Genomic DNA, 25,109 nt, shown 5'->3' with positions numbered 1-25,109 from the left:
GCTTTAAGCGGAAACACAAAACGCCGCGCCCCTCGGGACGCGGCGTTTTTTATTCCAAGTGCCTCGCCGTGTCAGGGGGCTTCGTCCTCGCGCTCGGCTTCGGCTTGTTCGGCGGCCCATGCCCCCGCCGCTTCCACCGCCACCGGCGAAGCCGAGGGCAGAACCCCAAGGTAGCTCTCGGTCTCGTCCACCGGCGTCACCTCGCGTTGCGTCATTCGGTAAAGCGCATAAAGCGCGATGGCCCCAAAGGTCGCCCCAAGGACAAGCCAGAAGGCAAACGGCCCGCCCCATTGCATCGCCGAGCCTGTCACCATCGGGCCTACGATGGCCCCAAGACCGAAGGTAAAGACCAGCCCGCCCGAGGCGGCGGGCATGTCCTCGGTCGAAAGCGCGTCATTGGTATAGGCCAGAAACAGGGCGTAAAGCGGCATCGTCGTGCCGCCTGCCATGAAGGCCGCAGCCATCAACAGCCACATCGCCCCGCCCAGAAACCAGCCCGCCGCACACGCCAGCGCGCCAAGCAGGGCCGCCCCGAAGATCAACTTGCGCCGGTCCATCCGGTCCGACAGCCAACCGATGGGATATTGCAGCAACAGGGCCCCGCCGAAAAGCATGGCCATGAACAGGGCCACTTCGGCGGTCGTCATGCCCGTCTGTGTGCCAAAAACAGCGGCCATCCCCGATTGCGCAGCGTAAACACTGCCCAACAGGAATATCCCTACCGTGCTCAACGGCGCGCCGCGAAACAGGGTGCGCAAAGGCATGGGCCGTGCCACCTCGGCGGCGGGTACCGGGCTGACCGACAGCAGGATCGGTGTCAGCGCCAGCGACACGAGGATCGAGGCGCCGATGAACAGACCCGAGGTTCCCGCATCGCCCAGCGTCAGCAACCCCTGCGCGCCGATCACCCCAAGGGTCTGCGCGATCATGTAGGCCGATAGGACCTTGCCGCGTGTCTCGTTCGTGGCCGCATCGTTCAGCCAGCTTTCGGCGGTTACAAAGATGCCCGACATGCAGAACCCCACGATGACCCGCAGGATCGTCCAGAGCCATGGGTCCGGCAACAAGGGAAAGGCAATGAGCGCGCCGGACATCAGGCTGCCAAGTGCCGCGAAAACCCGCACATGGCCGACCCGGCGGATCAATTCCGGCGACAGGCGGGCCCCGGACAGGAACCCTGCGAAATACCCCGAGGTGACAATCGCCAGTTCCGAGGCCGAAAACCCTTCGATCCCGCCGCGCAGGCCCATCAGGGTAAAATGCATGCCGTTGCCCAGCATGATGAACACGATTCCAAGCAACAGGGCCCAAACGCCCCCTAAAACCTGTATCATCCCGTTTCCTCGCGTTTCGACCGCCCAAGGGCTCACTTACGGATATGTCCGCTGAAGATTTCTGCGTCGCGGCCTGCACGCCGCCCTGTTGTGTGAAAACGACGTATCATGCCCAAAAGGGGCAATGGCGGCTCTGCCCAGGCGAGAAAACCAGGCCGGTCAGCCCGCCTTGCGCACCACGTAAACCTGGTGCCCGTCGCCTTCGCGCATCTCGATGACCTCATGCCCCGATTCGGCGCAGAAATGCGGCACGTCGATCACCGCCGCCGGGTCATCGGCCAGCATTTCGATGCAATCGCCCGCCGCCAGCGGCACCATCCGCTTGCGCAGCTTCAAAACGGGCAGGGGGCACAGCAATCCCCGCGCATCCAAGATTTCGGCAATCTCCATATCTGCGACTTAAGCGCTCTGTTACAGCCTGTCCACAGGGTTGTGATATGACGTGCCGTGACGCCCTCCCGCAATTGGATTATGTGAGGCCTATGTTTGGAATCGAAATCATCGACGCGGGGCTTCTGCCCGCCATGATCGTGGCGCTGATGGCGGGGGTTATCTCGTTCCTGTCGCCCTGCGTCTTGCCCATCGTGCCGCCCTATATCGCCTACATGAGCGGCGTCACCCTGACGGAACTCAGCCAAGAGGGCCAAAAGCGCGCCCGCGCCGTGATCCCGGCGCTTTTCTTCGTGCTGGGCCTCTCGACGGTGTTCCTGTTTCTGGGCTTCACCGCCTCGGCCATCGGGCAAACCTTCCTGCAATACCAGGACACCTTCAACACCGTCGCGGGACTACTCGTGATGGGCTTCGGCGCGCATTTCGTCGGCGTCTACCGCATCGGCTTTCTCGATCGCGAGGCGCGGCTCGACGTGGGTGATAAGGGCGGCTCTTCTTTCGGGGCCTATATCCTTGGCCTTGCCTTCGCCTTCGGCTGGACGCCCTGTATCGGCCCGCAACTGGGCGCGATCCTGTCCATGGCCGCCTCCGAGGGCAACGTGACCCGCGGCACGCTCCTTCTGGCAGTCTATGCCATCGGCCTCGGCGTGCCCTTCCTGCTGGTCGCCGCCTTCCTGCCGCGCCTGACGGGTCTCATGGGCTGGATGAAACGCCACATGGAACAGATCGAGCGCGTGATGGGCCTGCTGCTCTGGACCATCGGCCTTCTCATGCTCACCGGCGGTTTTTCCGATTTCTCCTTCTGGCTGCTGGAAACCTTCCCGTCGCTTGCAGCCCTGGGATAGGCCTTACTCTTGCCAGAAACCTGCGCTAGGGTTGCCGGGTAAAGAGGTCCGAGGTCATGAGCAGCCCAAGCCCTGTGCGCAAACGGCGCGTATTCTACATCCCGGGGTACGATCCGATCCACCCCCGCCGCTATCGCGAACTCTACCGCAAGGAGGGCGCGGAGCAGGCGCGCATTTCCGGCTACGACATCACCCTCAGCCCCAAGGCAACCGACAAAGGCAAGGGGCGCTACGGCTGGAACGTCCAAGGCCAAATCGACGGGGAAACCACCCAAACCACCTTCGACGTCCTCGTCTGGTCCGACATCGTGCGCGACAGCATGGAACAGGGAATCCTTGGCACCTATGCGCAACTTATCCGCACCGCTTGGGCCTATATCGCCTGCGGTGCGCTCTTCCGCCTCATGCGCCTGCGCAAGGGGCCGGTGATTGCCGCGCTTTACCCGGTGGGGATGCTGATCCTGCAACTGATCCTCGCGCTTCTCGCCGGGCATATTGTCGGCAAAATCCTCGCATGGGCCACGCAGTTCCTGCCGCTAGGGCAAGAAAGCACCAGCTTCGCCGCCCACCAAATGGCGGCCAGCATCGCCTATTGGCTGGGCCTTCTGCCAACCGCATGGGGCCTGCTGCATTGGTTCAAGGCGAAGGATAACAAGTTATTTGCCTACTACCTGATGCACGACTACGCCTATTCCGCCCGCCACAAGGGCGCTAACCCGCCCGAGCTTGAGGCGCGCATGGCCGACTTCACCGATGAAATTGCCGAGGCCCTGACGGAAAACCTCGACGAGGTGCTCGTCGTCGGCCATTCCTCGGGCGCACATCTGGGCGTGTCGATCCTGTCGGACCTCATCCGCCAAAACCGCGTCCCCGCAAATGGCCCCACGCTGTCCTTTCTCAGCCTCGGGCAGGTCGTCCCGATGGTTTCTTTCCTGCCCAAGGCCCACCGCCTGCGCGCCGATCTGCATTACCTCTCAACCCGCGATGAACTTTCATGGGTCGATGTCACCGCCCCCGGCGATGGCTGCGCCTTCGCGCTCTGCGATCCCGTGGCCGTGTCCGGCGTGGCCCCAGAGGGCCAGAAATCCCCTTTGGTGCTCTCTGCGGCCTTCACCCACACCCTAAGCCCGGACCGCTGGAAAGCGCTTCGCTGGCGCTTTTTCCGACTGCACTTTCAATACCTTTGCGCCTTCGACCGCCCCGGCGACTACGACTATTTCCAGATCACCGCCGGCCCGCAAACCTTGGGCGCCCGTTTCGAAGGCCGCCCGCCATCGCCCAGCATCATCACCCTTCCGGCCAATAAATTCACCGGGATGGCCGCATGACCCTGCCACCCAAGCCCCCGGCGCGCGACGGGCGCGTCTCGCTCTGGCGCTACATGAAGCTTTTCCGCCAGGATATCCTCTCGGCCCAACCCGCGCGCCTCTACCGCGCATGGATGGCCGAGTTCAAAACACCTTTCTTCCGCTCCTACCTCTGCAATCAGCCCGAGCTTGTGGACTTGGTCCTAAAGGACCGCCCCGACGATTTCCCGAAATCCAACCGCATCCGCGAAGGGTTGGCCCCGCTTCTGGGCAATTCGGTGTTCGTCACCAATGGCGAGGCATGGAAACGCCAACGCCGCATCATTGACCCGGCGTTCGAAGGTGGCCGGTTGCGCGATACCTACCCGGCGATGCTCAAGGCCGGGCGGGGGGCCGTGACGCGCCTTGCCGGGGTCGCCGATGGTACCCCGCATGAGATCGAGGCCCAGACCTCGCATGCTGCCGCCGACGTGATCTTTCGCACGCTGTTTTCCATTCCCATCGAAAACGACATCGCCAGCCGTGTCTTTCATGCCTTCCGCGATCATCAGCGCGCCCAACCCGTGCTGAACCTCGGGGCTTTCCTGCCGCTGCCCCGCTGGATGCCGCGTTTTCACCGGGGCGAGGCCCGGAAAACCGCCGCCGCCATCCGCAGGCTTATCACCGAACTCACCGCCGCCCGGATGGACGAGATCGAATCCGGCACCGCCCCCGATGATCTGGCCACCAAGATCATGACCACCAAAGACCCCCAGACCGGGGAAAGGTTCGAAACCGAGGAAATGGTCGATCAAGTGGCGATCTTCTTCCTTGCCGGGCATGAAACCAGCGCCTCGGCCCTTGCCTGGGCGCTCTACCTTCTCGCACTTTACCCCGACTGGCAGGAAAAACTGGCCGAGGAAGCATTGCAGACCTACGGTGAGGGTGGCCCGGAATTCGCACAGGTCGGCAAACTGCGGCTGGCCCGCGATGTCTTTCGCGAAACCCTGCGGCTTTATCCGCCGGTCCCGATGATGGTGCGCGAGGCGCAATGCCCCGAACGCTTCCGGGATCGCGACGTGCCCAAGGGCGCGCAAATCGTGCTTAGCCCATGGCACCAGCATCGCCATGAACGCCTTTGGGACCGCCCGGATGAATTTGATCCGGCGCGCTTTGCCACCGAAAACGGCAAGACCTGCCTGCGCACCGCCTATATGCCTTTCTCCGCCGGACAGCGTGTCTGCACCGGCGCGGGCTTTGCCATGATCGAAGGGCCGCTTTTACTGTCGATGCTGGTTCGTGCCTATCGCTTCGATCTGGTCCCGGATCGCCCCGCTATGCCGGTGGCGCATCTGACGGTGCGCGGCAGGGATGGCATCTGGCTTCGGATCACGCCAAGGGATTAGGCGGGACTTTTGTACATTCTGTACAGAGGTTTTTTCGACCCTGCCGAATTCCGTACAGAAACCGGGGTGCGGATGTACAAACTGTACAGAATTCACGCCCGGTCGCGATAATGCCTTAAAACATAAAGCCGAATGGCCGAGGCCAGCCCGGAATCAACCCCGCGCGCCTCATCAATTTCAGCCGCTAGGGCATTGATTGGAATGGATTTTTCATCAGCAATATCACGAAAGGCCCGCCAGAAGTCTTCCTCCAGCGACACGCTGGTGCGATGCCCTCGCAGCGTCAGCGATCGTTTGATGGGCCGCCCGCTCATTCCTTGTCTCGCTCATGATTAGAAAGGTCGGACAAGCCCTTGGTATTGCGCGTTTTTTCAATTTCTCTCTGGGCTTTCGTCCGGCCATGCTTGACCGCGTTTTCATCGGCCCGGGCGCGTTTTTCCGCCCGGGCCTTTTCCTTGCGAAACCGCTTCAGGTTCACCGGTTTCGACATTTTCCTTAGTCCTTCGGCCCGATCATCTGTTCAGGGCGAACAACCTCGTCAAAGGTTTTTTCGTCGACAAATCCGAGGTTTACAGCCTCTTCTTTAAGTGTCGTGCCGTTCTTGTGCGCGGTCTTGGCAACCTTCGTGGCATTGTCATACCCGATGGTCGGGGCCAAGGCGGTGACCAACATCAGGCTCTCGCGCATCAGTTTTTCAATCCGCGCTTCGTTGGCCTGCACCCCATTGAGCATCCGCTCGGTGAAACTATCCGCCGCGTCACCCAAAAGTTGTATAGATTGCAACAGGTTATAGGACATCATTGGGTTGTAGACATTCAGTTCGAAATGCCCCTGCGACCCGGCAAACTTGATCGCCGCGTCGTTGCCAATGACATGCGCCGCCACCTGGGTCAGCGCCTCGGCCTGCGTCGGATTCACCTTGCCCGGCATGATCGAGCTACCCGGCTCGTTCTCGGGCAGGATCAATTCCCCAAGGCCCGAACGAGGGCCGCTGCCCAAGAACCTGATATCATTGGCAATTTTATAGCAGCTACCGGCCACGGTGGCGATCGCACCGGACATGAACACCATCGCGTCATGCGCAGCCAAAGCCTCGAACTTGTTGGGCGCGGTCACAAACGGCAGGCCCGTGACCTCGGCCATATTGGCCGCAACCATCTCACCCCAGCCCTTTTGCGTGTTCAGGCCAGTCCCAACAGCCGTGCCCCCTTGCGCCAACTCGTAAATCGCCGGCAGCGCGGCCTTCACCCGCGCGATCCCTTGGCGGACTTGATGGGCATAACCCGAAAACTCTTGCCCCAGGGTCAGCGGCGTTGCATCCTGCGTGTGGGTTCGGCCAATCTTGATTATGTCTTTGAATTTTTTTGATTTTTCTTCCAGTGACGCGGCCAGTTTCTCAAGGCCGGGAAGCAGAACGTCATGGACGCTCATCGCTGCGGCAATGTGCATCGCTGTCGGGAAAGTGTCGTTCGACGACTGCCCCATATTGCAGTGATCGTTGGGGTGCACGGGGTCTTTCGTCCCGATCTCGCCGCCTAGGATCTCGATCGCACGGTTGGCGATCACTTCGTTCGAGTTCATGTTCGACTGCGTGCCGGATCCGGTTTGCCAGACGACCAGCGGGAAATTGTCATCGAACTTGCCCTCGAACACCTCACCCGCGGCCTGAATGATGGCATCGGCCAGTTTCGGGTCAAGGTTGCCCAGTTCCTTGTTGGCCTGCGCACAGGCCTTCTTGATTACGCCCAGCGCGCGCACGACGGCGACGGGTTGTTGTTCCCAGCCAATCGGGAAATTCATCAAGGAACGTTGGGTTTGCGCGCCCCAGTACTTGTCTGCGGGCACGTCCAAGGGGCCGAAGCTATCGGTTTCGATGCGGGTTGCGGTCATTGTGGATCTCCTGCGTATCGGTTGATCCTGTCATACCTGACCCGCCGGAAAGATCAACAATGTATACCGTAGAATACAGTGCTGCGATGTTGCGCTACTTGCGGAAGCTATCCAGGCTGACGACTTCGGCATCGGTATGATCTTCGGGGATCTCAGACATTTCTTCTTCGTCGTGACCGTCGTCGGTGGGATCTGTCGGTTCGTCCTCGTCCTGCGTTTCAAACCGGAGACCGAACTCGACCGACGGGTCAACGAACGTCTGGATCGCATCATAGGGCACGTAAAGGTGTTCAGGCGCATCGCCGAAGTTCAGGGTGACTGAGAATCCCTCATCGGTGACCTCGAGGTCATCAAACCAATGCTGCATTACGACAGTCATTTCAGAGGGATAGCGATCATGCAGCCAATCCGCGATCTGTACGTCGGGGTGGGTGGTATCGAACGTGATAAAGAAATGGTGCGCGCCGGGAAGGCCGTTATCCCGAACGTCCGAAAGAACCTCCTGAATCAGGCCGCGCATGGCCCGATGCATCAATTTTCCATAGTCAATCGTTTCAGACATTCTTCGCCCCGTTACTTTTTGGCTAAGCATAGGGGATTCGAGGCAAAACAAAAGGCCTCTGGCGCAGGTTCCTTACATCAGGATGTGAAGACCACCGGCGAGGATGGCCATGAGCGTCAGGGCAAGGATCATGGACATCCTCAGGCCCAAAAGAAGCAAAGCCGCAACGCCGACAAAAGCGGCAGACAGGGCGTTGAAACTGCCGAGGGTGGGGGTAGGGCCAAGGGCCGTGGTTTGAACCTCGGCAAAGATGACATGCAGCGCGAACCAGACCGACAAATTGAGGATTACACCGACCACGGCCGCCGATATGGAGGTCAAGGCGCCCTTGAGACGTGGGCGCGACAACAAGGTTTCGATGTAAGGCGCGCCGATAAATATCCAAAGAAAACAAGGGGTAAAGGTAACCCAGAGGGTCATGACACCCGCCAGGAGTGCCAGCGTCACGCCACCTTCTTGGTACCCCGCGAGGTGGCCGACGAATTGCGTGACAAGGATCAGCGGGCCGGGGGTTGTTTCGGCAAGGCCCAAGGCGTCGATCATTTGAGGTGTGGTAAGCCAGCCGTGGGTTTCGACGACGGCTTGGGTCATGTAGGCCAGAACGGCGTAGGCACCTCCGAAGGTGACGACCGCGAGCTTTGAAAAGAAAAGCGCGACCTCGGTTAGGAAACTGGCCCCCGAGGCCCATGCCAAAAAGACAGGCGCGGCCCATATGGCGATCCATATCAGGGCGGTTTTTACTGTTTTAATATAACTGGTTACATTGTGATCTTCACGTTTTTGCGCGTCGAATTCGGGCCGCATGACAACGCCCCAAAGCGCGGCTATGGCGATAATGACGGGAAAAGGAACCGAAAGGAAGAACATCGCGGTGAAACCCAAACCGGCAAGTGCCCAACTGTCCCAGCCTTTGAGCGCACGGCGGGACAGCGACAGGAGTGCCTGGATGACGATCACCACCACGGTCGCCTTGATGCCGGTAAAAAGTGCTTGGATAACAGGGACTTGCCCGAAAGCGGAATACCCCATGGCGAGGACGAGAATGACAATTGCACCGGGTAGGACGAAAAGACCTCCGGCGATGAGGCCGCCCAAGGTGCCGCGCAGGCGCCAGCCGGCGTAGGTGGCCAGTTGCATGGCCTCGGGGCCGGGAAGCAGCATGCAGAAGGACAGGGCGCCAAGAAACTGGTTTTCTTTCAACCACTTATGGCGATCTACCAACTCTGTGTGCATCAGCGCGATTTGCGCGGCTGGCCCGCCGAAAGACAGCAGGCCGATACGTCCGAAGACCCGGAAAAGATCACCGTAGGAGGGTCGCATAAAAGGGTGATAACGCCCTTCAGGATTCGCGCAAGGCTTTTGCGCGACGTCATAAAAATTTAGCAATATCAGGGTGTTATGGTAAGAAGTGCAGGCTTCTGTTGCCAGGTGCCTGCGAACCCCGCCAGACCTTGCTAGAGGGCTGGGCTTAGATTTCGGTCTTGTTACCGCTTACGCAGCAACGGCGACCGGAGCACGATTGTCGTTGGCAATTATGCTTTAGCGAACCGATAACGGTGGTATCTCACCGGGACAAAGCTAACCCCTTTAGACGTTCGTCGATCCTGTTTCGGCCCCCTAACCACCTCCAACGAAAGGCTTTTTTGGTGGAGCCGCCGGGTACCGCCCCCGGGTCCGATCCGCTTATTACGAGCGCGTTTATGTCCATAGTTCCCAAGGGAACACACCAGATATAGGCAAATCGGGGGCGTTTGCAAAGGGAAGAGAGGGCAAAAATTTCGTACGAGTCGTACGCTTGCCCCCCGTATTTCGTACGAAAATCCATAGCGGGCGCGAAACTTTCGTACGAGTCGTACGAAACGCCCCGGATCAGAGCTTGCCGCGCAGGTAATCCATCACCGCCGGACGGACAGATTGGGCGCCTTCATCGCGTGCGCGGTCGATCACGTTGCGCAGCTCGATCAGGTTGGTCCGGCGTAGGATGGATTTCACCGGGCCGATGGAGGCCGGGCGCATCGACAGGCTTTCGAGGCCAATGGCGGCGAAACAGGCGGCCTCGATCGGGCGGCCTGCATCCTCGCCACAGAAACTGAGCGGGGTATTGGTGGCCGCGCAGCGGTCAACGATGTGTTCGATGAAACCAAGAAAGGACACGTTCAGGGTGTCATAGCGTTTGCGGACCAGTTCGTTCTCGCGGTCGGCGGCGAAGAAAAACTGCTTGAGGTCATTGCCGCCGATGGAAAGGAAATCCACGGCCTCGTAAAAACTGTCCGAGGCATAGGCGAGCGACGGCGTTTCCAGCATCGCACCCAGTTCAAGGTGCTCGGGCAGGGGATGGCCAAGGATGCGTTCGCGTTCAAGCGCCTTGTCCATCTCGGCGCGGGCCGCGAAATATTCCTCGCGCTGCGCGATGAAGGGAAACATGATCGAAAGGGGCCGCCCGGCGGCGGCGCGCACAAGCGCCTGTAGCTGCATCCGCATGACGCCGGGTTTGTCAAGCGCCACCCGCACCGCGCGCCAGCCAAGCGCAGGGTTGGGTTCATCCACGGCCTTCATGTAGGGCAAGACCTTGTCTGAGCCGATATCCAGCGTTCGAAACACCACGCGCTTGCCTTTGGCGGCATCCATGACGCGGGCGTAAAGCTCGCTCAGTTCGGCGCGCTTGGGCATGTGATTGCGGATCAGAAACTGCAACTCGGTCCGGAACAAGCCCACGCCCTCGGCCCCGGAGCTTTCGAGGCTGGGCAGGTCGGCCATCAGGCCCGCGTTCATGGTCAGTGAGATATGCTGACCACAGAGGGTTTCGGCGGGTTTATCGCGGATCGAGGCATAGCGTTCCTGTGCCTTGGCTTGCATCGCCATCTTGTCACGGAAGGCGCCGACCACGGTATCGTCGGGGCGCAGGTGGACGATGCCCTGTTCCCCGTCAACAAGGATGTGATCGCCATTCAGCGCCTCGTTCGTGATGCGGTTTGCATGGATCACCAGCGGAATCGCCAAGGCGCGTGCCACGATCGCGGCATGTGAGCCGACCGAGCCTTCTTCGAGCACGATACCCTTGAGGCCACGGCCATAATCCAGCAACTCGGCAGGCCCGATATTGCGCGCGATCAGGATGGGATCGGCGGGCATGTCGGCGCCGGTTTCACTGCCTTGGCCGGTCAGGATACGCAGCAACCGGTTGGAGAGGTCATCCAGATCGTGCAGCCGTTCGCGCAGGTAGGGATCGGTGACCTGACCCATGCGGGCGCGGGCGGTGGATTGTTCCTTTTCCACGGCGGCCTCGGCCGACAGGCCGCGGGCGATGTCCTCTTCCATGCGGCGCATCCAGCCCTTGGAATTGGCGAACATCCTGTAGGCTTCGAGAACCTGGAGCTGTTCCTTGTCGCCCGATTTGGCGGTCGACAGCATCCTGTCGACACCGACGCGCAGTTCTTCGACGGCCTCGCTTAGCCGGTCGCGTTCGCGGTGGGGGTCTTCGGCAATGGGGTTGGTGACGACAACGCGCGGTTCATGCAGCCAGACATGGCCTTGGGCCGCGCCTTCCTGTGCCGAGGTGCCGCGAAACAGCACGGGCTGTTGGTGGCGCGCGGACATGGCCGCACCTTCGCCCACGAAGGCCCCCAGTTCGGCCATTTCGGCGATGACCATGGCGACCACTTCGACGGCATAGATCTCGTCTTCGGAAAAGTCGCGCTTGTCCTTGGATTGCACGACCAGAACGCCCAGCATTTCGCCAAGCCGCTGAATGGGCACGCCAAGGAAGGCGGAATAGGCTTCTTCCCCGGTTTCGGGCATGTAGCGGAAGCCGCGCGCGCCGGGGGCATCGTCGGTGTTGATGATCTTGCCCGTGCGGGCGACGCGACCGACCAGACCTTCACCAAGACGCATGCGGGTTTCGTGCACGGCCCCGGGATTGAGGCCTTCGGTGGCGCAGAGTTCAAGCGTGTCTTCATCGCGGAAAAGATAGATCGAGCAAACCTCGGTCTTCATTTCCTCGGCGATAAGCGTGGTGATCCGGTCAAGCCGTTGCTGACCGGCGGCATCTTCGGCCATGACGCTGCGCAGGCGGCCCAGCATCTGGCGGCTGTCTGTTTGGTGCTCTTGCGTCATCCTTGCCCGCGCCGCGACTGGCCCTCGTTCTTTCCGGCCCCAAACCCGTTCGCGTTTCAGGGTGACGGGTTCAGGTTACTTTGTCCAACTCGAAGGCATCATGCAGCGATTGGACGGCGAGTTCCATGTATTTCCGGTCGATCAGGACGGAAATTTTTATCTCGGAGGTTGCAATGACCTTGATGTTCACACCCTCGTCGCGCAGCGTCTGGAACATCTTGGCGGCGACACCCGACTGGCTGCGCATGCCGATGCCGACGGCGGAAACCTTGGCCACGTTGGTGTCGGCCACGAGGTCATGATAGTTGATTTCGCCGCGGTCCTTGGCCTCGGACAGGGATTTCTCGGCGCGCGCCACCTGATCGATGGGGCAGGAGAAGGTCATGTCGGTGCGGCCTTCTTCCGAGATGTTCTGAATGATCATATCGACGTTGACGCCGGCATCCGAGAGCGGCCCGAAGATGGCGGCGGCGATACCGGGGCGGTCGGCGACGGAGATCAGGGTCATTTTCGCCTCGTCGCGGGAATAGGCGATGCCGTTTACAACATTTGATTCCACGATTTCCTCCTCGGCGCAGACCAGCGTTCCTGCGTCGTCTGATTGTTCTTCGAAGCTGCTGAGAACGCGCAGCTTGACGTTATAGCGCATGGCCAGTTCGACCGACCGGGTTTGCAGCACCTTGGCCCCGAGCGAGGCCAGTTCGAGCATTTCCTCGAAAGCGATGCGGTCGAGCTTGCGGGCCTTGTCGGCGATGCGGGGGTCGGTGGTATAGACGCCGTCCACATCGGTGTAGATATCGCAGCGTTCGGCGCCGAAGGCGGCGGCGAAGGCCACGGCGGTGGTGTCCGATCCACCCCGGCCAAGGGTGGTAATGCGGCCTTCGGGCGAGATGCCCTGGAAACCCGCGACGACGGCCACGCGCATGCCATCGGCGAACCGGGCATTGAGATTGTCCGTCGGAATCTCTTCGATCCGGGCGGCGGAATGGGCCGAGGTGGTCAATAGCGGCACTTGCCAGCCCTGCCAGCTGCGGGCGGGGACATCCATTTCCTGCAGGGTCAGCGCCATCAGCCCGGCGGTGACGTTTTCGCCGGATGACACCACGGCATCGTATTCGCGCGCGTCGTAAAGCGGCGAGGTTTCACCCACGTAGCCCACAAGCTTGTTGGTTTCGCCCGACATGGCCGAGACGATGACGATGACGTCATAGCCTTTGGCGACTTCGACGCCCACGCGCTTGGCGGCGCGGCGGATTCGGTCGAGCGTGGCGACGGAGGTGCCGCCGAATTTCATAACGAGAACGGGCATTGGGGCGTCCTTGCTGCAATCTTGGCGCGGTTTACGCGGGCTGGCGGGGAAGGGCAATAGGCGAGGTGCCGCAGGGGTTTTCACGATCTTTGCGATAAAGGTACAGGTCGCTTTCCGAGTGGAAAGCGCCGCAACGGCTTGATCTGCCTAGCAAAGGGTTGTTACCCTCGACATACGGAGAGCGGACAGGGCTGTGCCTTCTCTCAAAGGAAAAGAGCAACGGACTCATCCGCGGTGCCGTTCGCGTAACTAGGGAGCCGCCGATATAGGCCAGACGTGTCAGGGCACCGGGTGACGGACAGGACTCGGCGCGGAGCAAGCGGCGGATCGGCAATTAACTAAGGGGGGCCTTCATGGCCGATGAATCAACAAATCAGGGTATTCCTGCGCCCGAGGGGCCTGCGGATATCATCGACACCGATTACGAGATCGGTCAGGATAATATCGAAGCGAAGATCGGGCCGTTCGGACTGGACATTCACAACCCGGTTTTCTTCATCTCGGGGCTGGCGGTCGTCATCTTCGTATTTTATTCGCTGGCGCTGCCCGAGCAGGCCAGTAACGTGTTCAGCTGGCTGTTTTCGGCTGTCACCAAGGGCTTTGACTGGTTCTTTCTGAGCGCGGCGAACGTCTTTGTCATCTTCTGTCTTCTGCTGATCGTCACGCCCTATGGCAGTGTGCGACTTGGCGGGGCGGATGCCTCGCCGGATTATGGCTATATCGGGTGGTTCGCGATGCTGTTCGCGGCCGGTATGGGCATCGGCCTGCTGTTCTTCGGCGTGTCCGAGCCGATGAGCCATTTCTCAAGCTCGCTTGGCGGGACGTCGATGGAAAACGGCGCGCGGACCGACTGGGCCCCGCTGGGCGCAGCCGGGGGCGACGATGCCGCGGCACAACGTCTTGGCATGGCGGCGACGATCTTCCACTGGGGTCTGCACCCCTGGGCGATCTACGCGGTCGTGGCGCTGGCGCTGGCGCTGTTCAGCTATAACAAGGGCCTGCCGCTGACGTTGCGCTCGGCCTTCTATCCGCTGTTCGGCGAGCGCGTCTGGGGCTGGACCGGCCATATCATCGACACGCTGGCCGTTTTCGCGACGCTTTTCGGCCTGGCGACCTCGCTGGGCTTTGGCGCCGAGCAGACGGCCTCGGGGCTGACGTTCCTCTTTGGGTCGGGCGATGCGGCGGAAGGCACACGCTCTTTCATGGGCATCACCTATGGCAACAGCGAGGACAGCGGCGTTGAGAACAATCCGCTTCTGCTGGTCATCCTGATTTCCGCGATCACCGCCGTGGCGCTGGTGTCGGTTGTGCGTGGCCTTGATGGCGGCGTGAAGGTCCTGTCCGAGATCAACATGGGCCTTGCGGCACTGCTGCTGGTTTTCGTGTTCCTCGTCGGTGGCCCGATCTTCCTGCTGACGCTGTTCTTTGACAGCATCTGGGCCTACTTGCAGAACCTTGTCGCGCTGTCGAACCCGTTCGGACGCGAAGACACGAACTTCATGCAGGGCTGGACCTCGTTCTACTGGGCTTGGTGGATCAGCTGGTCCCCCTTCGTGGGCATGTTTATCGCCCGCGTGAGCCGTGGCCGTACGGTGCGTGAATTCGTGATCTGCGTGTTGATCATTCCGACCACTGTCTGCATCCTGTGGATGACCGTCTTTGGCGGTACCGCGCTGAACCAGGTCGTGGCCGATGGCTACGAAGGGGCGAAGAACGCGGCACTTGAACTCAAGCTGTTCTACATGCTGTCGCAACTGCCGCTGGCAACCATCACCTCGGTGATCGGGATCATCCTGGTGATCGTCTTCTTCGTGACGTCCTCGGACTCCGGGTCGCTGGTGATCGACACGATTACCGCAGGCGGTAAAGTGGATGCGCCGGTGTCGCAGCGTGTGTTCTGGTGCATCTTCGAAGGTGCGGTTGCGATCGTGCTGTTGATCGGTGGCGGGCTTGCGTCGCTGCAATCGGCGGTGATTTCGACCGGCTTGCCCTTCACGCTGGTTCTGCTGGTGATGTGCTATGCCATCTGGAAAGGTCTGGCGAGCGAGAAGCGCTAAACCGAGATAAACCGATTGCGAAGGCCCCGGGCTTGTCCCCCGGGGCCTTTTGCATTTCAGTAGGCCAAAAGCGAGGAGGCCTGCAGATGCAGCTTGATACAGATTTCGTGCGTTCCCAGTTTCCGGCATTTTCCGAAGCCAGCCTTGAGGGGCAGGCGTTTTTCGAGAATGCGGGAGGGTCTTTTACCTGTGGGCAGGTGATTGACCGCCTGACGAGGTTTTACCGGCAGCGCAAGGTGCAGCCCTATGCCCCCTACGAGGCCAGCCGTCTGGCGGGCGAGGAGATGGATGAAGCGCGGGCGCGGTTGGCGGCGCTGTTGGGCGTGGCCGCCGACGAGGTGAGTTTCGGTCCGTCGACCACGCAGAATACCTATGTTCTGGCGCAGGCCTTTCGCCAGTGGATGCAACCGGGCGACGTGATCGTTGTCACCGATCAGGATCACGAGGCCAATTCCGGGCCGTGGCGGCGTTTGGCCGACGAGGGGATAGAGGTGCGCGAGTGGCGGATTGACCCCGACAGCGGGCTGTTGCGGTTGGAGGATCTGGAAAACCTGCTGGATGAGCGGGTGCGCCTGGTCTGTTTTCCGCATTGTTCCAACGTGGTGGGGGCGATCAACCCGGTGGTCGAGATCACCGCCGCCGCCCATGCGGCGGGGGCGTTCGTTTGCGTCGATGGGGTGAGTTACGCGCCGCACGGATTGCCGGACGTGGGCGGCATGGGGCCGGATATTTACCTGTTCTCGGCCTATAAAACCTATGGGCCGCATCAGGGGATCATGGTGATCCGCCGGGAATTGGGTGAGTTGCTGCCCAACCAGGCGCATTATTTCAACGCGGGTGTCTTGTACAAGCGGTTCACACCGGCAGGTCCGGATCATGCGCAGGTGGCGGCCTGTGCGGGGATGGCGGATTACGTGGATACCCTTGCGGCGCATCACGGGATCCAAGGCGATGCGGCGGCGCGCGGGCAGGGGTTGCATGACCTGATGCGCGCCCATGAAGTGGCGTTGTTGCAGCCTGTGCTGGACGCGGTGAAGGACCGCAATACCGTCCGGCTGTTGGGGCCTGCGCAGGCCGAGGCGCGCGCACCGACGGTGGCTTTGGCCCTGACGCGGCCCGGAGCGGACGCGGCCCGCGACCTTGCCGCGCGGGGCATCATGGCGGGGGGCGGAGATTTCTACGCGCTTCGCGCCTTGGGGGCCATGGGCGTGGATGCCGAACAGGGCGTGTTGCGTCTGAGTTTCGTGCATTACACGACGCGCGCCGAGGTGGATAAGCTTTTGAACGCCTTGGAAGATATTCTTTGATCCGGTGTGCGCCCCGTCGCGTAGAAAGCTAAACCACACCGGGGGCAAAGCATGAGTGACAACCGACCGACGATCCTGTGGCTGCGCCGTGATCTACGCCTGAGCGATCATCCGGCGTTGGATGCGGCGATCGCGCGGGGAGGGCCCGTGGTGCCGGTGTTCATCTGCGATGATCTGGTCGAGGGGCTTGGCGCCGCGCCGAAGTGGCGTTTGGGCCTGTCGCTGGAGGATATGACCGGGCGGTTGGAGGCTTTGGGCAGCCGCTTGATCCTGCGGCGCGGTGGCGCCTTGGAGGTGTTGCGCGGCTTGGTGAAGGAACTGGGCGCGGGCGCGGTCATGTGGTCGCGGCTTTACGATCCGGAAAGCATCAAGCGCGACAAGCAGGTGAAAGCGGCGTTGAAAGACGATGGTGTGGCGGTGGAAAGCCACGCCGGCCACCTGTTGTTCGAGCCGTGGACCGTCGAGACCGGCACGGGGGGCTTTTACAAGGTTTATACGCCGTTTTGGCGGGCGGTTCGGGGCAAGGACGTGGCCGCCCCCTTGGCGGCGCCCTCGGACATTGCGGGGCCCGACGTCTGGCCGGATAGCGATGCCCTGGGCGATTGGGACCTGGGCCGCGCCATGAACCGCGGGGCCGAGGTGTGCCGCCCCTATCAGCGGGTGGGCGAGGAGGCCGCGCAGGGGCGGCTTGGCTGGTTCATGGGCGAGGCCGTTGGGGCCTATGACGCGGCGCGGGATTTGCCCGCCGAGGATGGCACCTCGGGGTTGTCGGAAAACCTTGCGCTTGGCGAGATTTCACCGCACCGGTGCTGGCACGCCGGGCGGCGGGCCATGGAAGAGGGCAAGCCGGGGGCCGAGACATGGCTGAAAGAACTGGTCTGGCGCGAGTTTGCCTATCACCTGATTTACCACACGCCGCATATCACCGGGCAAAGCTGGCGCGCGGAGTGGCGGGATTTTCCGTGGTCCGACGGTGAGGAGGACGACGGCAAGGTTTTGGCGTGGAAGCAGGGCCGCACCGGGGTGCCCTTCGTGGATGCCGCCATGCGCGAGATGTATGTCACGGGCAAGATGCACAACCGGGCGCGGATGATCGTGGCCTCGTATCTGACCAAGCATTTGATGACCCATTGGCGCGTTGGGCAAAAATGGTTCGAGGACTGCCTGACCGATTGGGACCCGGCCAGCAACGCCTTGGGCTGGCAATGGGCGGCGGGCTCGGGCCCGGATGCGACGCCCTATTTCCGCATCTTCAACCCCGAGACGCAGGCCAGCAAATTCGACCCGGGGGGCACCTATTTGCGCCGGTGGATCGCGGAAGGGCAAAAGGGGCCGACCAAGACCGCGCTACGGTATTTCGAGGCGGTGCCCCGGTCATGGAAGCTCAATGCGCATATGCCCTATCCCGAGGCGCCGATTGTCGGCCTCAAGGAGGGACGGAGCCGCGCGCTTGAGGCTTACGAAGGTTGGAAAGGTTGAATTGTGGGAAAAACCCTTGCCGAACACGACCTGCGCGCCATAGCCTTTAACGAAGACCAACAAGGAAACGGGATGATCCTGACCGAGACAAAAGGGCAGGCCAACCTGCCGCGTTACTTTTCGCAATGCTTCGGCGTGGCCAAGCAGCTTGAGCATGGGCGTCTGGACATTCGCCTGGAGGACGGGCGGGTGTTTCGCGCCGAGGGGGCCAAGCCCGGGCCGGTTGCCGAGATCGTCGTGCATGACGGGGATGTCTTCGCCCGGATGGTGCGCGAAGGATACCTTGGGTTTTGCGATGCCTATCTCGAGGGCTGGTGGAGCACGCCGGATTTGCAGGCCTTCATGGATCTGGTGAACGCGGGCAACGATGACATGTACAATGGCTATCCCGGTCAGGGCCTCGTGCAGTTTTATGAGAAGGTCCGTTTCTGGCTGCAGCGCAATACCAAGACACAGGCCCGCAAGAACATCAGCTATCACTATGATCTGGGGAATGATTTCTACGGTCTTTGGCTGGATGACACGATGACCTATTCCTCGGCCTTGTTCGAAACCGGGCAGGAAAGCCTTGAGGCGGCACAGGTCGAGAAATACGCCTCGATGGTGGACCAGATGGGCGTGAAAGCCGGCGATCATGTGCTTGAGATCGGCTGTGGCTGGGGCGGCTTTGCGGAATATGCGGCCGCTGAACGGGGCCTGAAGGTGACCTGCCTGACCATTAGCCAAGAGCAATACAATTACGCGCGCGAACGGATCGAGAAAGCGGGACTTTCGGACCGGGTGGAGTTCAAGCTGCAGGATTACCGCGATGAACGCGGCACCTATGACGGGATTGCAAGCATCGAGATGTTCGAGGCCGTCGGGCAACGCTATTGGCCGGTATATTTCGACGCCGTACGCGACCGCCTGCGCCCCGGGGCGCAGGCCACCTTGCAGATCATCACCGTCGCGGACAGCCGCTGGGACGTTTATCGCAAGGGCGTGGATTTCATCCAGAAATACATCTTTCCCGGCGGCATGTTGCCCAGTCCGACGGTCTTGCGCCGCGAGGTGGAGCGCGCCGGGCTGCAGGTCAAACGCTCGATCGAGTTCGGCGAAAGTTACAGCCAGACCCTGCGCCGCTGGCATGAAACCTTTAACGACAAATGGGATGATGTGGCGCGCATGGGCTTTGATGACCGGTTTCGCCGGATGTGGAATTTCTATCTGACCTCTTGTGCGGGGGCCTTCCATGGGGGTAATTGCGATGTGACCCAGATCACAATCGCAAGGCCCCGATAGGATGCCCTATACCGATCACATGCCCACGGCGGGCAAATTGTTCGCGGCTGCTGGCCTTGGCGCCGTCGGCTGGATCGCGTCCGACTTGATCCGGCCATTGATGCCGCCGCATACCGATTTCGGGGCTTTCAACATTGTGAACCTTGTCCTGGGTATTTTGTGCGGTTGGGTGACCGTGGGCACGCGCCTTGGCTATGGCTATCGGCAAGGGGTCGCCGCGGGATTGACCGGTGCGGCGGCCTTGGTGTTTTGGGGCCTGTTCGTTCAAAGCGCCAACGAGATGTTGGATCAGGCCTTGCAGAAGAAATACAAGGGGCCGATGGATGCCGCCAATGGGCTTTTCGAGATCGCAGTCGATTTCGGGCAGTACCTTCTTGACCAGAACCTGATCATTGCCTTGGTCGTCGGGGGCGTCGTTGTCGGTCTGTTTGGGGAATGGGCCGAACAGCGGTGGCAATAAACCGATGACGGCGGTCTTCCTGTGTGGCCCATGGGCCTGTGGCCCGATCCGCGAGAGGCTTTTGCCCGGCGAGGTGCGGGACGGGTCATTGCCGGGTCTTGAGCTTGTGACAGACGCCTCTTGGGTGTTTCCCTGTTCACGGATCTGCGACTCGGGCGTTTCGTCGGGGGTGATCGGTGCCGCCGATGACGCGGCATGGGGCAGGATCTGCTATTTGGCCGATGTGCTGGACTGGACGATTGTGCCGCGACGCATTGCGGGCGCGCGCGTCATGGCGGTTTTGCCGCCCGAGGGGCCGCCGGATTTGCCACGGTGGGAGCTTGAGGCGTGGGCGGACCGTTGGCAGGCGATCGCGGCTGAGGCCATTGATGAGCTTATGGACCTGCGGGACAGGCGCGGGGCCGACGTGGTGCGCGGGCAGATGCAGATGGTCTATGCACGTGCCGAGGCGCGCGTGGCGGCGCGGACCCCGGTGCCTGCGACGGTGCGGTCGGCCACGCGACGCGATACCGTTGAGGTGATTGGCCGCCAGACGCCGCATGCCGGGTTTTTCCTGACCCGTGCCTATGAATTGCGCCACCCCGGGTTCGCGGGCGGCATGAGCCCGCAGGTGCGGCGCGAGGTTTTCGTGGCGACGGATGCGGCCATTGTCTTGCCCTATGATCCGCGGCGCGACCGGGTTCTTTTGGTCGAACAGTTCCGTATGGGCCCCTTTGGGCGCGGTGATGCGCGGCCTTGGATGCTGGAGCCCGTGGCGGGGCGTGTCGACGGCGGGGAAGACCCGGCCGTGACCGCGCGCCGTGAATGCGAGGAGGAGGCCGGGCTTGCCTTGCGGGGGCTTGAGCATATCAGCAGTCATTATTGCTCGCCGGGGTGTTCAACGGAATATTTCCACCTATTTCTTGGGCTGTGCGATTTGCCCGAGGTGGAAAAGGGGCAGGGTGGCCTTGAAAGCGAGGATGAGGATATCCGAACCCATGTGCTTGGATTCGAGCAGGCAATGGACCTTTTGCACAGTGGCGAAGCGGATAACGGGCCTTTGGTCCTGTCGCTTTTGTGGTTGCAACGCGAGCGCGCGCGCCTGCGTGCATCCGCTTGAGTTCATGGGCTGCAGGTTCTAAGTCTGAATGATCAAATCACCACAGGGAGTCGTGGGCGTATGCAGGTTGCAAAGGATCTGGCCGAGGCCGTTGGCAATACCCCGTTGATCCGGTTGCGCCGGGCCAGCGAGGAAACCGGCTGTGAGATTTTGGGGAAATGTGAATTCATGAACCCCGGACAATCGGTCAAGGACCGTGCGGCGCTGTTTATCATCCGCGATGCCATGGCGCGCGGTGAGCTTGAACCCGGCGGAACCATCGTTGAGGGAACGGCAGGCAACACCGGGATCGGGCTTGCGCTTGTCGGGTCGTCGATGGGCTTCAAGACCGTGATCGTAATTCCCGAAACGCAGAGCCAGGAAAAGAAGGACATGCTGCGTTTGGCGGGCGCCGACCTGGTACAGGTGCCGGCGGCGCCCTATTCGAACCCCAATAACTTCGTGCGCTATTCCGAGCGTTTGGCAGAAGAACTTGCCAAAACCGAACCGAAGGGCGCGATCTGGGCCAACCAGTTCGACAATGTTGCGAACCGGCAAGCGCATGTTGAGACCACCGGGCCGGAAATCTGGGAACAGACCGGCGGCAAGGTGGATGGGTTCATTTGCGCCTGTGGCTCGGGTGGTACCTTGACGGGCGTGGCGATGGCGTTGCAGCCCAAGAACGTGAAGATCGGCCTTGTCGACCCGATGGGGGCCAAGCTGTATTCCTATTTCACGACCGGCGAGTTGGAGTCCGAGGGCGGCTCGATCGCGGAAGGCATCGGCCAGGTGCGGATCACCAAGAACCTGGAAGGTCTCAAGCCCGATTATTGCTATCAGGCCACCGATGCCGAGGCCCTGCCGGTTGTCTTCGACTTGCTTGAGGAAGAGGGCCTGTGCCTTGGGGCCTCGTCGGGGATCAACGTGGCGGGGGCGATGAAGATGGCCCGCGACATGGGGCCGGGGCATACCATCGTGACGGTGCTGTGCGATTACGGGACGCGCTATCAATCGAAACTGTTCAATCCTGACTTCCTGCGCGAGAAGGATTTGCCGACGCCCGGTTGGCTGGATCAGGCCCCGCGCAGCATCCCGGGGGTGTTTGTCGAATAATGACACGGGTTTTTCGTCTTTTCAGCCTGCTGCTTGTCCTTGCCTTGGGGGCGATCACGCTTGCGCCGGTCATCGGCACCGGGGCGGCCATGGCGCAGCCGACGGTTGCGGGTGTGGATTACGACCGCTGGCAAAGCGTGGCCACACGGGCCGAGGACGCGATCGAGGCAAGCCGGGCCTCGACCTCGGCGCTGGAAAGTCTGCGGGAAGAACTGGTTGACTGGCGGCGGCAATTCCAGGTGGCCCAAGAGAGCAACGCCACGGTCATCGAGACCGTCCGCAACCAGCTGACCGCGCTTGGGCCGGCACCTGACGGTGAGCCCGAGTCGGCGGATATCGCGCAGCAGCGCGATACCCTGAACAACAGGCTGGCCGAGTTGCAATCCCCGATCAAACGGGCGGAATTGGCGCACAGCCGCGCGGATGGCCTGATCAAGGGGATTGATCAGATCATTCGCGACCGACAGACCGACGAGTTGTTGGAATTCGGGCCCTCGCCGATCAACCCGATCCATTTGGCCGATGGGGTGACGGCGCTGTTCAACACCGGCCATGCGTTGCACTCGGAGTTCCTGGCGGCGTGGTCGAACCCGGCGCAGTACGACGAGACCAAGGAAAACCTGCCCGTCGTCGCCGTGTTGCTTGTTCTTGGCGTGATCCTTGTTCTGCGCGGGCGGCGCTGGAGCAAGCGGCTGACACGACGCATCTTGAAACAGGAACCGGGGGCAGGGCGTTGGATCGCGGGCTTCTTCGTGTCGCTTGGCAGCTTGTTTTTGCCCTATGCCGGGATCTACGCGATCACCGAAGCGGCCTATGCCACCGGGTTGGTCGGGGTGCGGACGGATCAGTTTTTATCGGCGTTCCTAGGGGCCAGCTTTGCCTTTCTGCTGGCGCGGTGGCTGGCAACGCGGATATTCCCGGCCGATGACCTGCGGGTGCCGCCACTGAACCTTGATGCCGACGACCGGCTTGCCGGGCGCTGGTACGGGGCATCGCTTGGCCTTGTCATGGTCATCTACATGTTGCTGCTGAACGCATCGGAGTTCATGGGATGGGCGGAAGGCGCCACCAATGCCATCCTTTTCCCGGCAATGGTGGTGGCTGCCTTGTTGCTGTGGCGGCTGGCGCACCTGGTTCACAAGCATGGCGTGAATTCCACCGACGAGTCCGGCGATGAAACCTATCGCGCGCGCATGGCGCGTCTTTTGTCGCGGGTTCTGCTGTTGTTGGCCGTTCTGGCGCCGGTTTTGGCCGCTGTTGGCTATTTCAAGGCGGCGCAATGGATGATGCTGCCGTCGCTGTTCTCGCTGTTGCTGCTGGCCGTGCTGTTGGTTCTGCAGAAGTTCTTCGTGGAACTCTATGTCTTGGTGAGCGGCAATCGTGAGGGCGCGGCGGATTCCCTGATCCCGGTGCTTATCGGTTTTGTGCTGGTTATCCTGTCGCTTCCGTTTTTCGCCCTTGTCTGGGGTGCGCGGGTGGCGGACCTGACGGAATTGTGGACGCAATTCGTGGAAGGGGTCACCATCGGGGAAACGCGGATTTCGCCGACGATCTTCCTGACGCTGGCCATTGTTTTCGCGATCGGCCTGGTGGTTACGCGGCTGTTGCAAGGGGCGCTGAAGAACAGCGTATTGCCGAAAACCAAGATCGACCCGGGCGGGCGTAACGCCATTGTTTCGGGCGTTGGTTATATCGGTATATTCCTTGCGGCCCTGATTGCCATTACCAGTGCGGGAATTGACCTTAGCAGCCTGGCCATTGTCGCCGGTGCGCTTTCGGTCGGGATTGGTTTTGGCCTGCAGAATATCGTGTCGAACTTCGTGTCGGGCATCATCCTGTTGATCGAGCGGCCAATCTCGGAAGGCGACTGGATCGAGGTGGGCGGAAAACACGGGACGGTCAAGGATATCTCGGTCCGTTCGACGCGGATCGAAACCTTTGACCGGACCGATGTGATCGTCCCGAATGCCGATTTTGTCAGCGGTACGGTGACCAATTATACCCGTGGCAATACCGTGGGGCGGGTGATCGTGCCGGTGGGCGTGGCCTATGGCTCGGACACCCGCAAGGTCGAGGAAATATTGCTTGAGATCGGTGAGGCGCATCCCTTGGTCCTGGCCAACCCGGCACCCTACGTGGTGTTTCAGGGCTTTGGCGCGAGTTCGATGGATTTCGAGATACGCGCGATCCTGCGCGATGTGAATTTCGTGTTGAATGTCAAATCGGACATGAACCACGAGGTCGCCCGCCGCTTTGCCGAGGAAGGGATCGAGATACCCTTTGCGCAACAGGATATCTGGCTGCGCAATCCCGAGGCCTTTGGCGGGACATCGGCGCGGGTCACCACCTCCGACGCCTCCGCGCATATCACCGAGGCCGATCTTAACGATGCGGAACCGGACATCGACGTCGATGGCGATGGGGGGGATGTATGAGCGAGATGTTGTTTCGCGACGATCCCTACATGACCCGGGCCATGGCGCATGTCGCGGCGCATACCCCCGAGGGCGGGATCATTCTGGACCGTTGCCTGTTTTACCCCACGGGTGGGGGGCAGCCCGGCGATAGTGGCCGGGTTCAATGGAACGGTGGCGCGTTGGACCTGGCAACCACGGTGAAGACCGACGACGGCGAGGTTGCCCTTGTGCCCGCCGCGCCGCAGGCCCTGCCGCCGGTCGGTACAGAGGTGGAACAGGTTCTGGATTGGGATCGGCGCTACAAGCATATGCGGATGCACAGCGCATTGCATTTGCTGTCGGTGGTTATTCCGTTGCCGGTAACAGGCGGGTCCATCGGCCCCGAGAAAAGCCGCCTGGATTTCGACATGCCGGAAGCGCCCGAGGACAAGGAGGCGCTTGAAGACAGCCTGAACGCCTTGATCGACCGCGATCTTGCCGTGACCGAGGATTGGATCACCGACGAGGAATTGGCGGCGAATCCCGGTTTGGTCAAAACCATGTCGGTTGCGCCGCCGCGCGGCGCGGGGCAGGTGCGGCTGGTTCGGATCGGGTCCGAAGGCGATCAGGTGGACCTGCAGCCCTGTGGCGGCACGCATGTCGCGCGCACCGGCGAAATCGGGCGCGTTCGGCTTGGCAAGATCGAGAAAAAAGGCCGCCAGAACCGGCGCGTTTCGCTTCATTTGGATAGCTGAGCCCTGGGGTGCAAAACCCCCTTGCACATCGCCTGCGCCCGGCGTTAA

The 25,109-nt window shown here is 61.4% G+C and carries 21 protein-coding genes and 1 other RNA gene; 12 read left to right on the top strand and 10 right to left on the bottom strand.

The genetic code is table 11. The features are described from left to right. Positions 1-71 precede the first annotated feature (71 nt). Positions 72-1,334, bottom strand: a complete 1,263-nt coding sequence (locus RBB32_RS02035) for an MFS transporter (protein ID WP_306150997.1) — start codon at positions 1,332-1,334, stop codon at positions 72-74. Between the two features lie 159 nt (positions 1,335-1,493). After that, the gene (locus RBB32_RS02030) at positions 1,494-1,724 is read right to left on the bottom strand and encodes a sulfurtransferase TusA family protein (RefSeq protein ID WP_306150996.1); all 231 of its coding nucleotides are present in this window, start codon (positions 1,722-1,724) and stop codon (positions 1,494-1,496) included. Positions 1,725-1,816: 92 nt separating this feature from the next. On the opposite strand from RBB32_RS02030, the gene RBB32_RS02025 reads away from it, so the two are divergent. From RBB32_RS02025 to RBB32_RS02015, 3 genes are read left to right on the top strand one after another with little or no spacing between them, the layout of a single operon-like run. Next, positions 1,817-2,569 (top strand): cytochrome c biogenesis CcdA family protein, encoded by a 753-nt coding sequence (locus RBB32_RS02025; protein ID WP_306150995.1) that lies wholly within the window; start codon positions 1,817-1,819, stop codon positions 2,567-2,569. Positions 2,570-2,625: 56 nt separating this feature from the next. After that, the gene (locus tag RBB32_RS02020) at positions 2,626-3,897 is read left to right on the top strand and encodes a hypothetical protein (protein WP_306150994.1); all 1,272 of its coding nucleotides are present in this window, start codon (positions 2,626-2,628) and stop codon (positions 3,895-3,897) included. Beyond that, positions 3,894-5,261, top strand: a complete 1,368-nt coding sequence (locus RBB32_RS02015; protein ID WP_306150993.1) for a cytochrome P450 — start codon at positions 3,894-3,896, stop codon at positions 5,259-5,261. The genes RBB32_RS02020 and RBB32_RS02015 overlap by 4 nt, the downstream gene beginning before the upstream one ends. Positions 5,262-5,353: 92 nt before the next feature. Here RBB32_RS02015 and RBB32_RS02010 read toward each other — a convergent pair whose 3' ends face one another. The 8 genes from RBB32_RS02010 to RBB32_RS01975 form a co-directional block, all read right to left on the bottom strand. Continuing rightward, the gene (locus RBB32_RS02010) at positions 5,354-5,575 is read right to left on the bottom strand and encodes a ribbon-helix-helix domain-containing protein (RefSeq protein ID WP_306150992.1); all 222 of its coding nucleotides are present in this window, start codon (positions 5,573-5,575) and stop codon (positions 5,354-5,356) included. Then, positions 5,572-5,751 (bottom strand): DUF4169 family protein, encoded by a 180-nt coding sequence (locus tag RBB32_RS02005; RefSeq protein ID WP_306150991.1) that lies wholly within the window; start codon positions 5,749-5,751, stop codon positions 5,572-5,574. The genes RBB32_RS02010 and RBB32_RS02005 overlap by 4 nt, the downstream gene beginning before the upstream one ends. 5 nt (positions 5,752-5,756) lie before the next feature. Further along, a complete protein-coding gene (gene fumC / locus RBB32_RS02000; RefSeq protein WP_306150990.1) occupies positions 5,757-7,151 on the bottom strand; it encodes a class II fumarate hydratase in 1,395 nt (464 codons plus the stop codon). A 94-nt stretch (positions 7,152-7,245) separates the two neighbouring features. Then, on the bottom strand, positions 7,246-7,713 hold the full coding sequence (locus RBB32_RS01995) for an SspB family protein (protein WP_306150989.1): 468 nt from the start codon (positions 7,711-7,713) through the stop codon (positions 7,246-7,248). A gap of 72 nt (positions 7,714-7,785) precedes the next feature. Beyond that, positions 7,786-9,033, bottom strand: a complete 1,248-nt coding sequence (gene chrA, locus RBB32_RS01990) for a chromate efflux transporter (RefSeq protein WP_306150988.1) — start codon at positions 9,031-9,033, stop codon at positions 7,786-7,788. Positions 9,034-9,120: 87 nt separating this feature from the next. Continuing rightward, positions 9,121-9,475, bottom strand: a transfer-messenger RNA (tmRNA) gene (gene ssrA / locus RBB32_RS01985). Between the two features lie 107 nt (positions 9,476-9,582). Continuing rightward, positions 9,583-11,826: a phosphoenolpyruvate--protein phosphotransferase gene (ptsP, locus tag RBB32_RS01980; protein WP_306150987.1), complete on the bottom strand. Its 2,244-nt coding sequence runs from the start codon at positions 11,824-11,826 to the stop codon at positions 9,583-9,585. A gap of 70 nt (positions 11,827-11,896) precedes the next feature. Beyond that, a complete protein-coding gene (locus tag RBB32_RS01975) occupies positions 11,897-13,135 on the bottom strand; it encodes an aspartate kinase (protein ID WP_306150986.1) in 1,239 nt (412 codons plus the stop codon). A gap of 353 nt (positions 13,136-13,488) precedes the next feature. Between RBB32_RS01975 and RBB32_RS01970 the strand changes: the two genes are divergently transcribed. The 9 genes from RBB32_RS01970 to RBB32_RS01930 all read left to right on the top strand — a co-directional run bounded on the left by RBB32_RS01970 (position 13,489) and on the right by RBB32_RS01930 (position 25,061). Further along, a complete protein-coding gene (locus RBB32_RS01970; protein ID WP_306150985.1) occupies positions 13,489-15,192 on the top strand; it encodes a BCCT family transporter in 1,704 nt (567 codons plus the stop codon). An 86-nt stretch (positions 15,193-15,278) separates the two neighbouring features. Next, the gene (locus RBB32_RS01965; protein WP_306150984.1) at positions 15,279-16,499 is read left to right on the top strand and encodes an aminotransferase class V-fold PLP-dependent enzyme; all 1,221 of its coding nucleotides are present in this window, start codon (positions 15,279-15,281) and stop codon (positions 16,497-16,499) included. Between the two features lie 51 nt (positions 16,500-16,550). Then, the gene (locus RBB32_RS01960) at positions 16,551-17,978 is read left to right on the top strand and encodes a deoxyribodipyrimidine photo-lyase (protein WP_306150983.1); all 1,428 of its coding nucleotides are present in this window, start codon (positions 16,551-16,553) and stop codon (positions 17,976-17,978) included. A 72-nt stretch (positions 17,979-18,050) separates the two neighbouring features. Continuing rightward, the gene (locus RBB32_RS01955) at positions 18,051-19,259 is read left to right on the top strand and encodes a cyclopropane-fatty-acyl-phospholipid synthase family protein (protein ID WP_306151149.1); all 1,209 of its coding nucleotides are present in this window, start codon (positions 18,051-18,053) and stop codon (positions 19,257-19,259) included. Between the two features lies 1 nt (position 19,260). Beyond that, the gene (locus tag RBB32_RS01950; RefSeq protein WP_306150982.1) at positions 19,261-19,719 is read left to right on the top strand and encodes a TrgA family protein; all 459 of its coding nucleotides are present in this window, start codon (positions 19,261-19,263) and stop codon (positions 19,717-19,719) included. 4 nt (positions 19,720-19,723) lie between these two features. Further along, positions 19,724-20,818, top strand: coding sequence for an NUDIX domain-containing protein (locus RBB32_RS01945; protein ID WP_306150981.1), 1,095 nt, complete (start codon positions 19,724-19,726; stop codon positions 20,816-20,818). 60 nt (positions 20,819-20,878) lie between these two features. Beyond that, on the top strand, positions 20,879-21,910 hold the full coding sequence (locus RBB32_RS01940) for a cysteine synthase A (protein ID WP_306150980.1): 1,032 nt from the start codon (positions 20,879-20,881) through the stop codon (positions 21,908-21,910). After that, positions 21,910-24,345: a DUF3772 domain-containing protein gene (locus tag RBB32_RS01935; RefSeq protein WP_306150979.1), complete on the top strand. Its 2,436-nt coding sequence runs from the start codon at positions 21,910-21,912 to the stop codon at positions 24,343-24,345. The genes RBB32_RS01940 and RBB32_RS01935 overlap by 1 nt, the downstream gene beginning before the upstream one ends. After that, positions 24,342-25,061 (top strand): alanyl-tRNA editing protein, encoded by a 720-nt coding sequence (locus RBB32_RS01930; protein ID WP_306150978.1) that lies wholly within the window; start codon positions 24,342-24,344, stop codon positions 25,059-25,061. Before RBB32_RS01935 ends, RBB32_RS01930 begins: the two co-directional genes overlap by 4 nt. The last annotated feature ends 48 nt before the right edge of the window (positions 25,062-25,109 follow it).

It is taken from the genome of Roseovarius sp. MMSF_3281, assembly GCF_030733685.1.
Lineage (GTDB): Bacteria > Pseudomonadota > Alphaproteobacteria > Rhodobacterales > Rhodobacteraceae > Roseovarius.
This window is presented reverse-complemented; position numbering and strand designations above follow the sequence as displayed.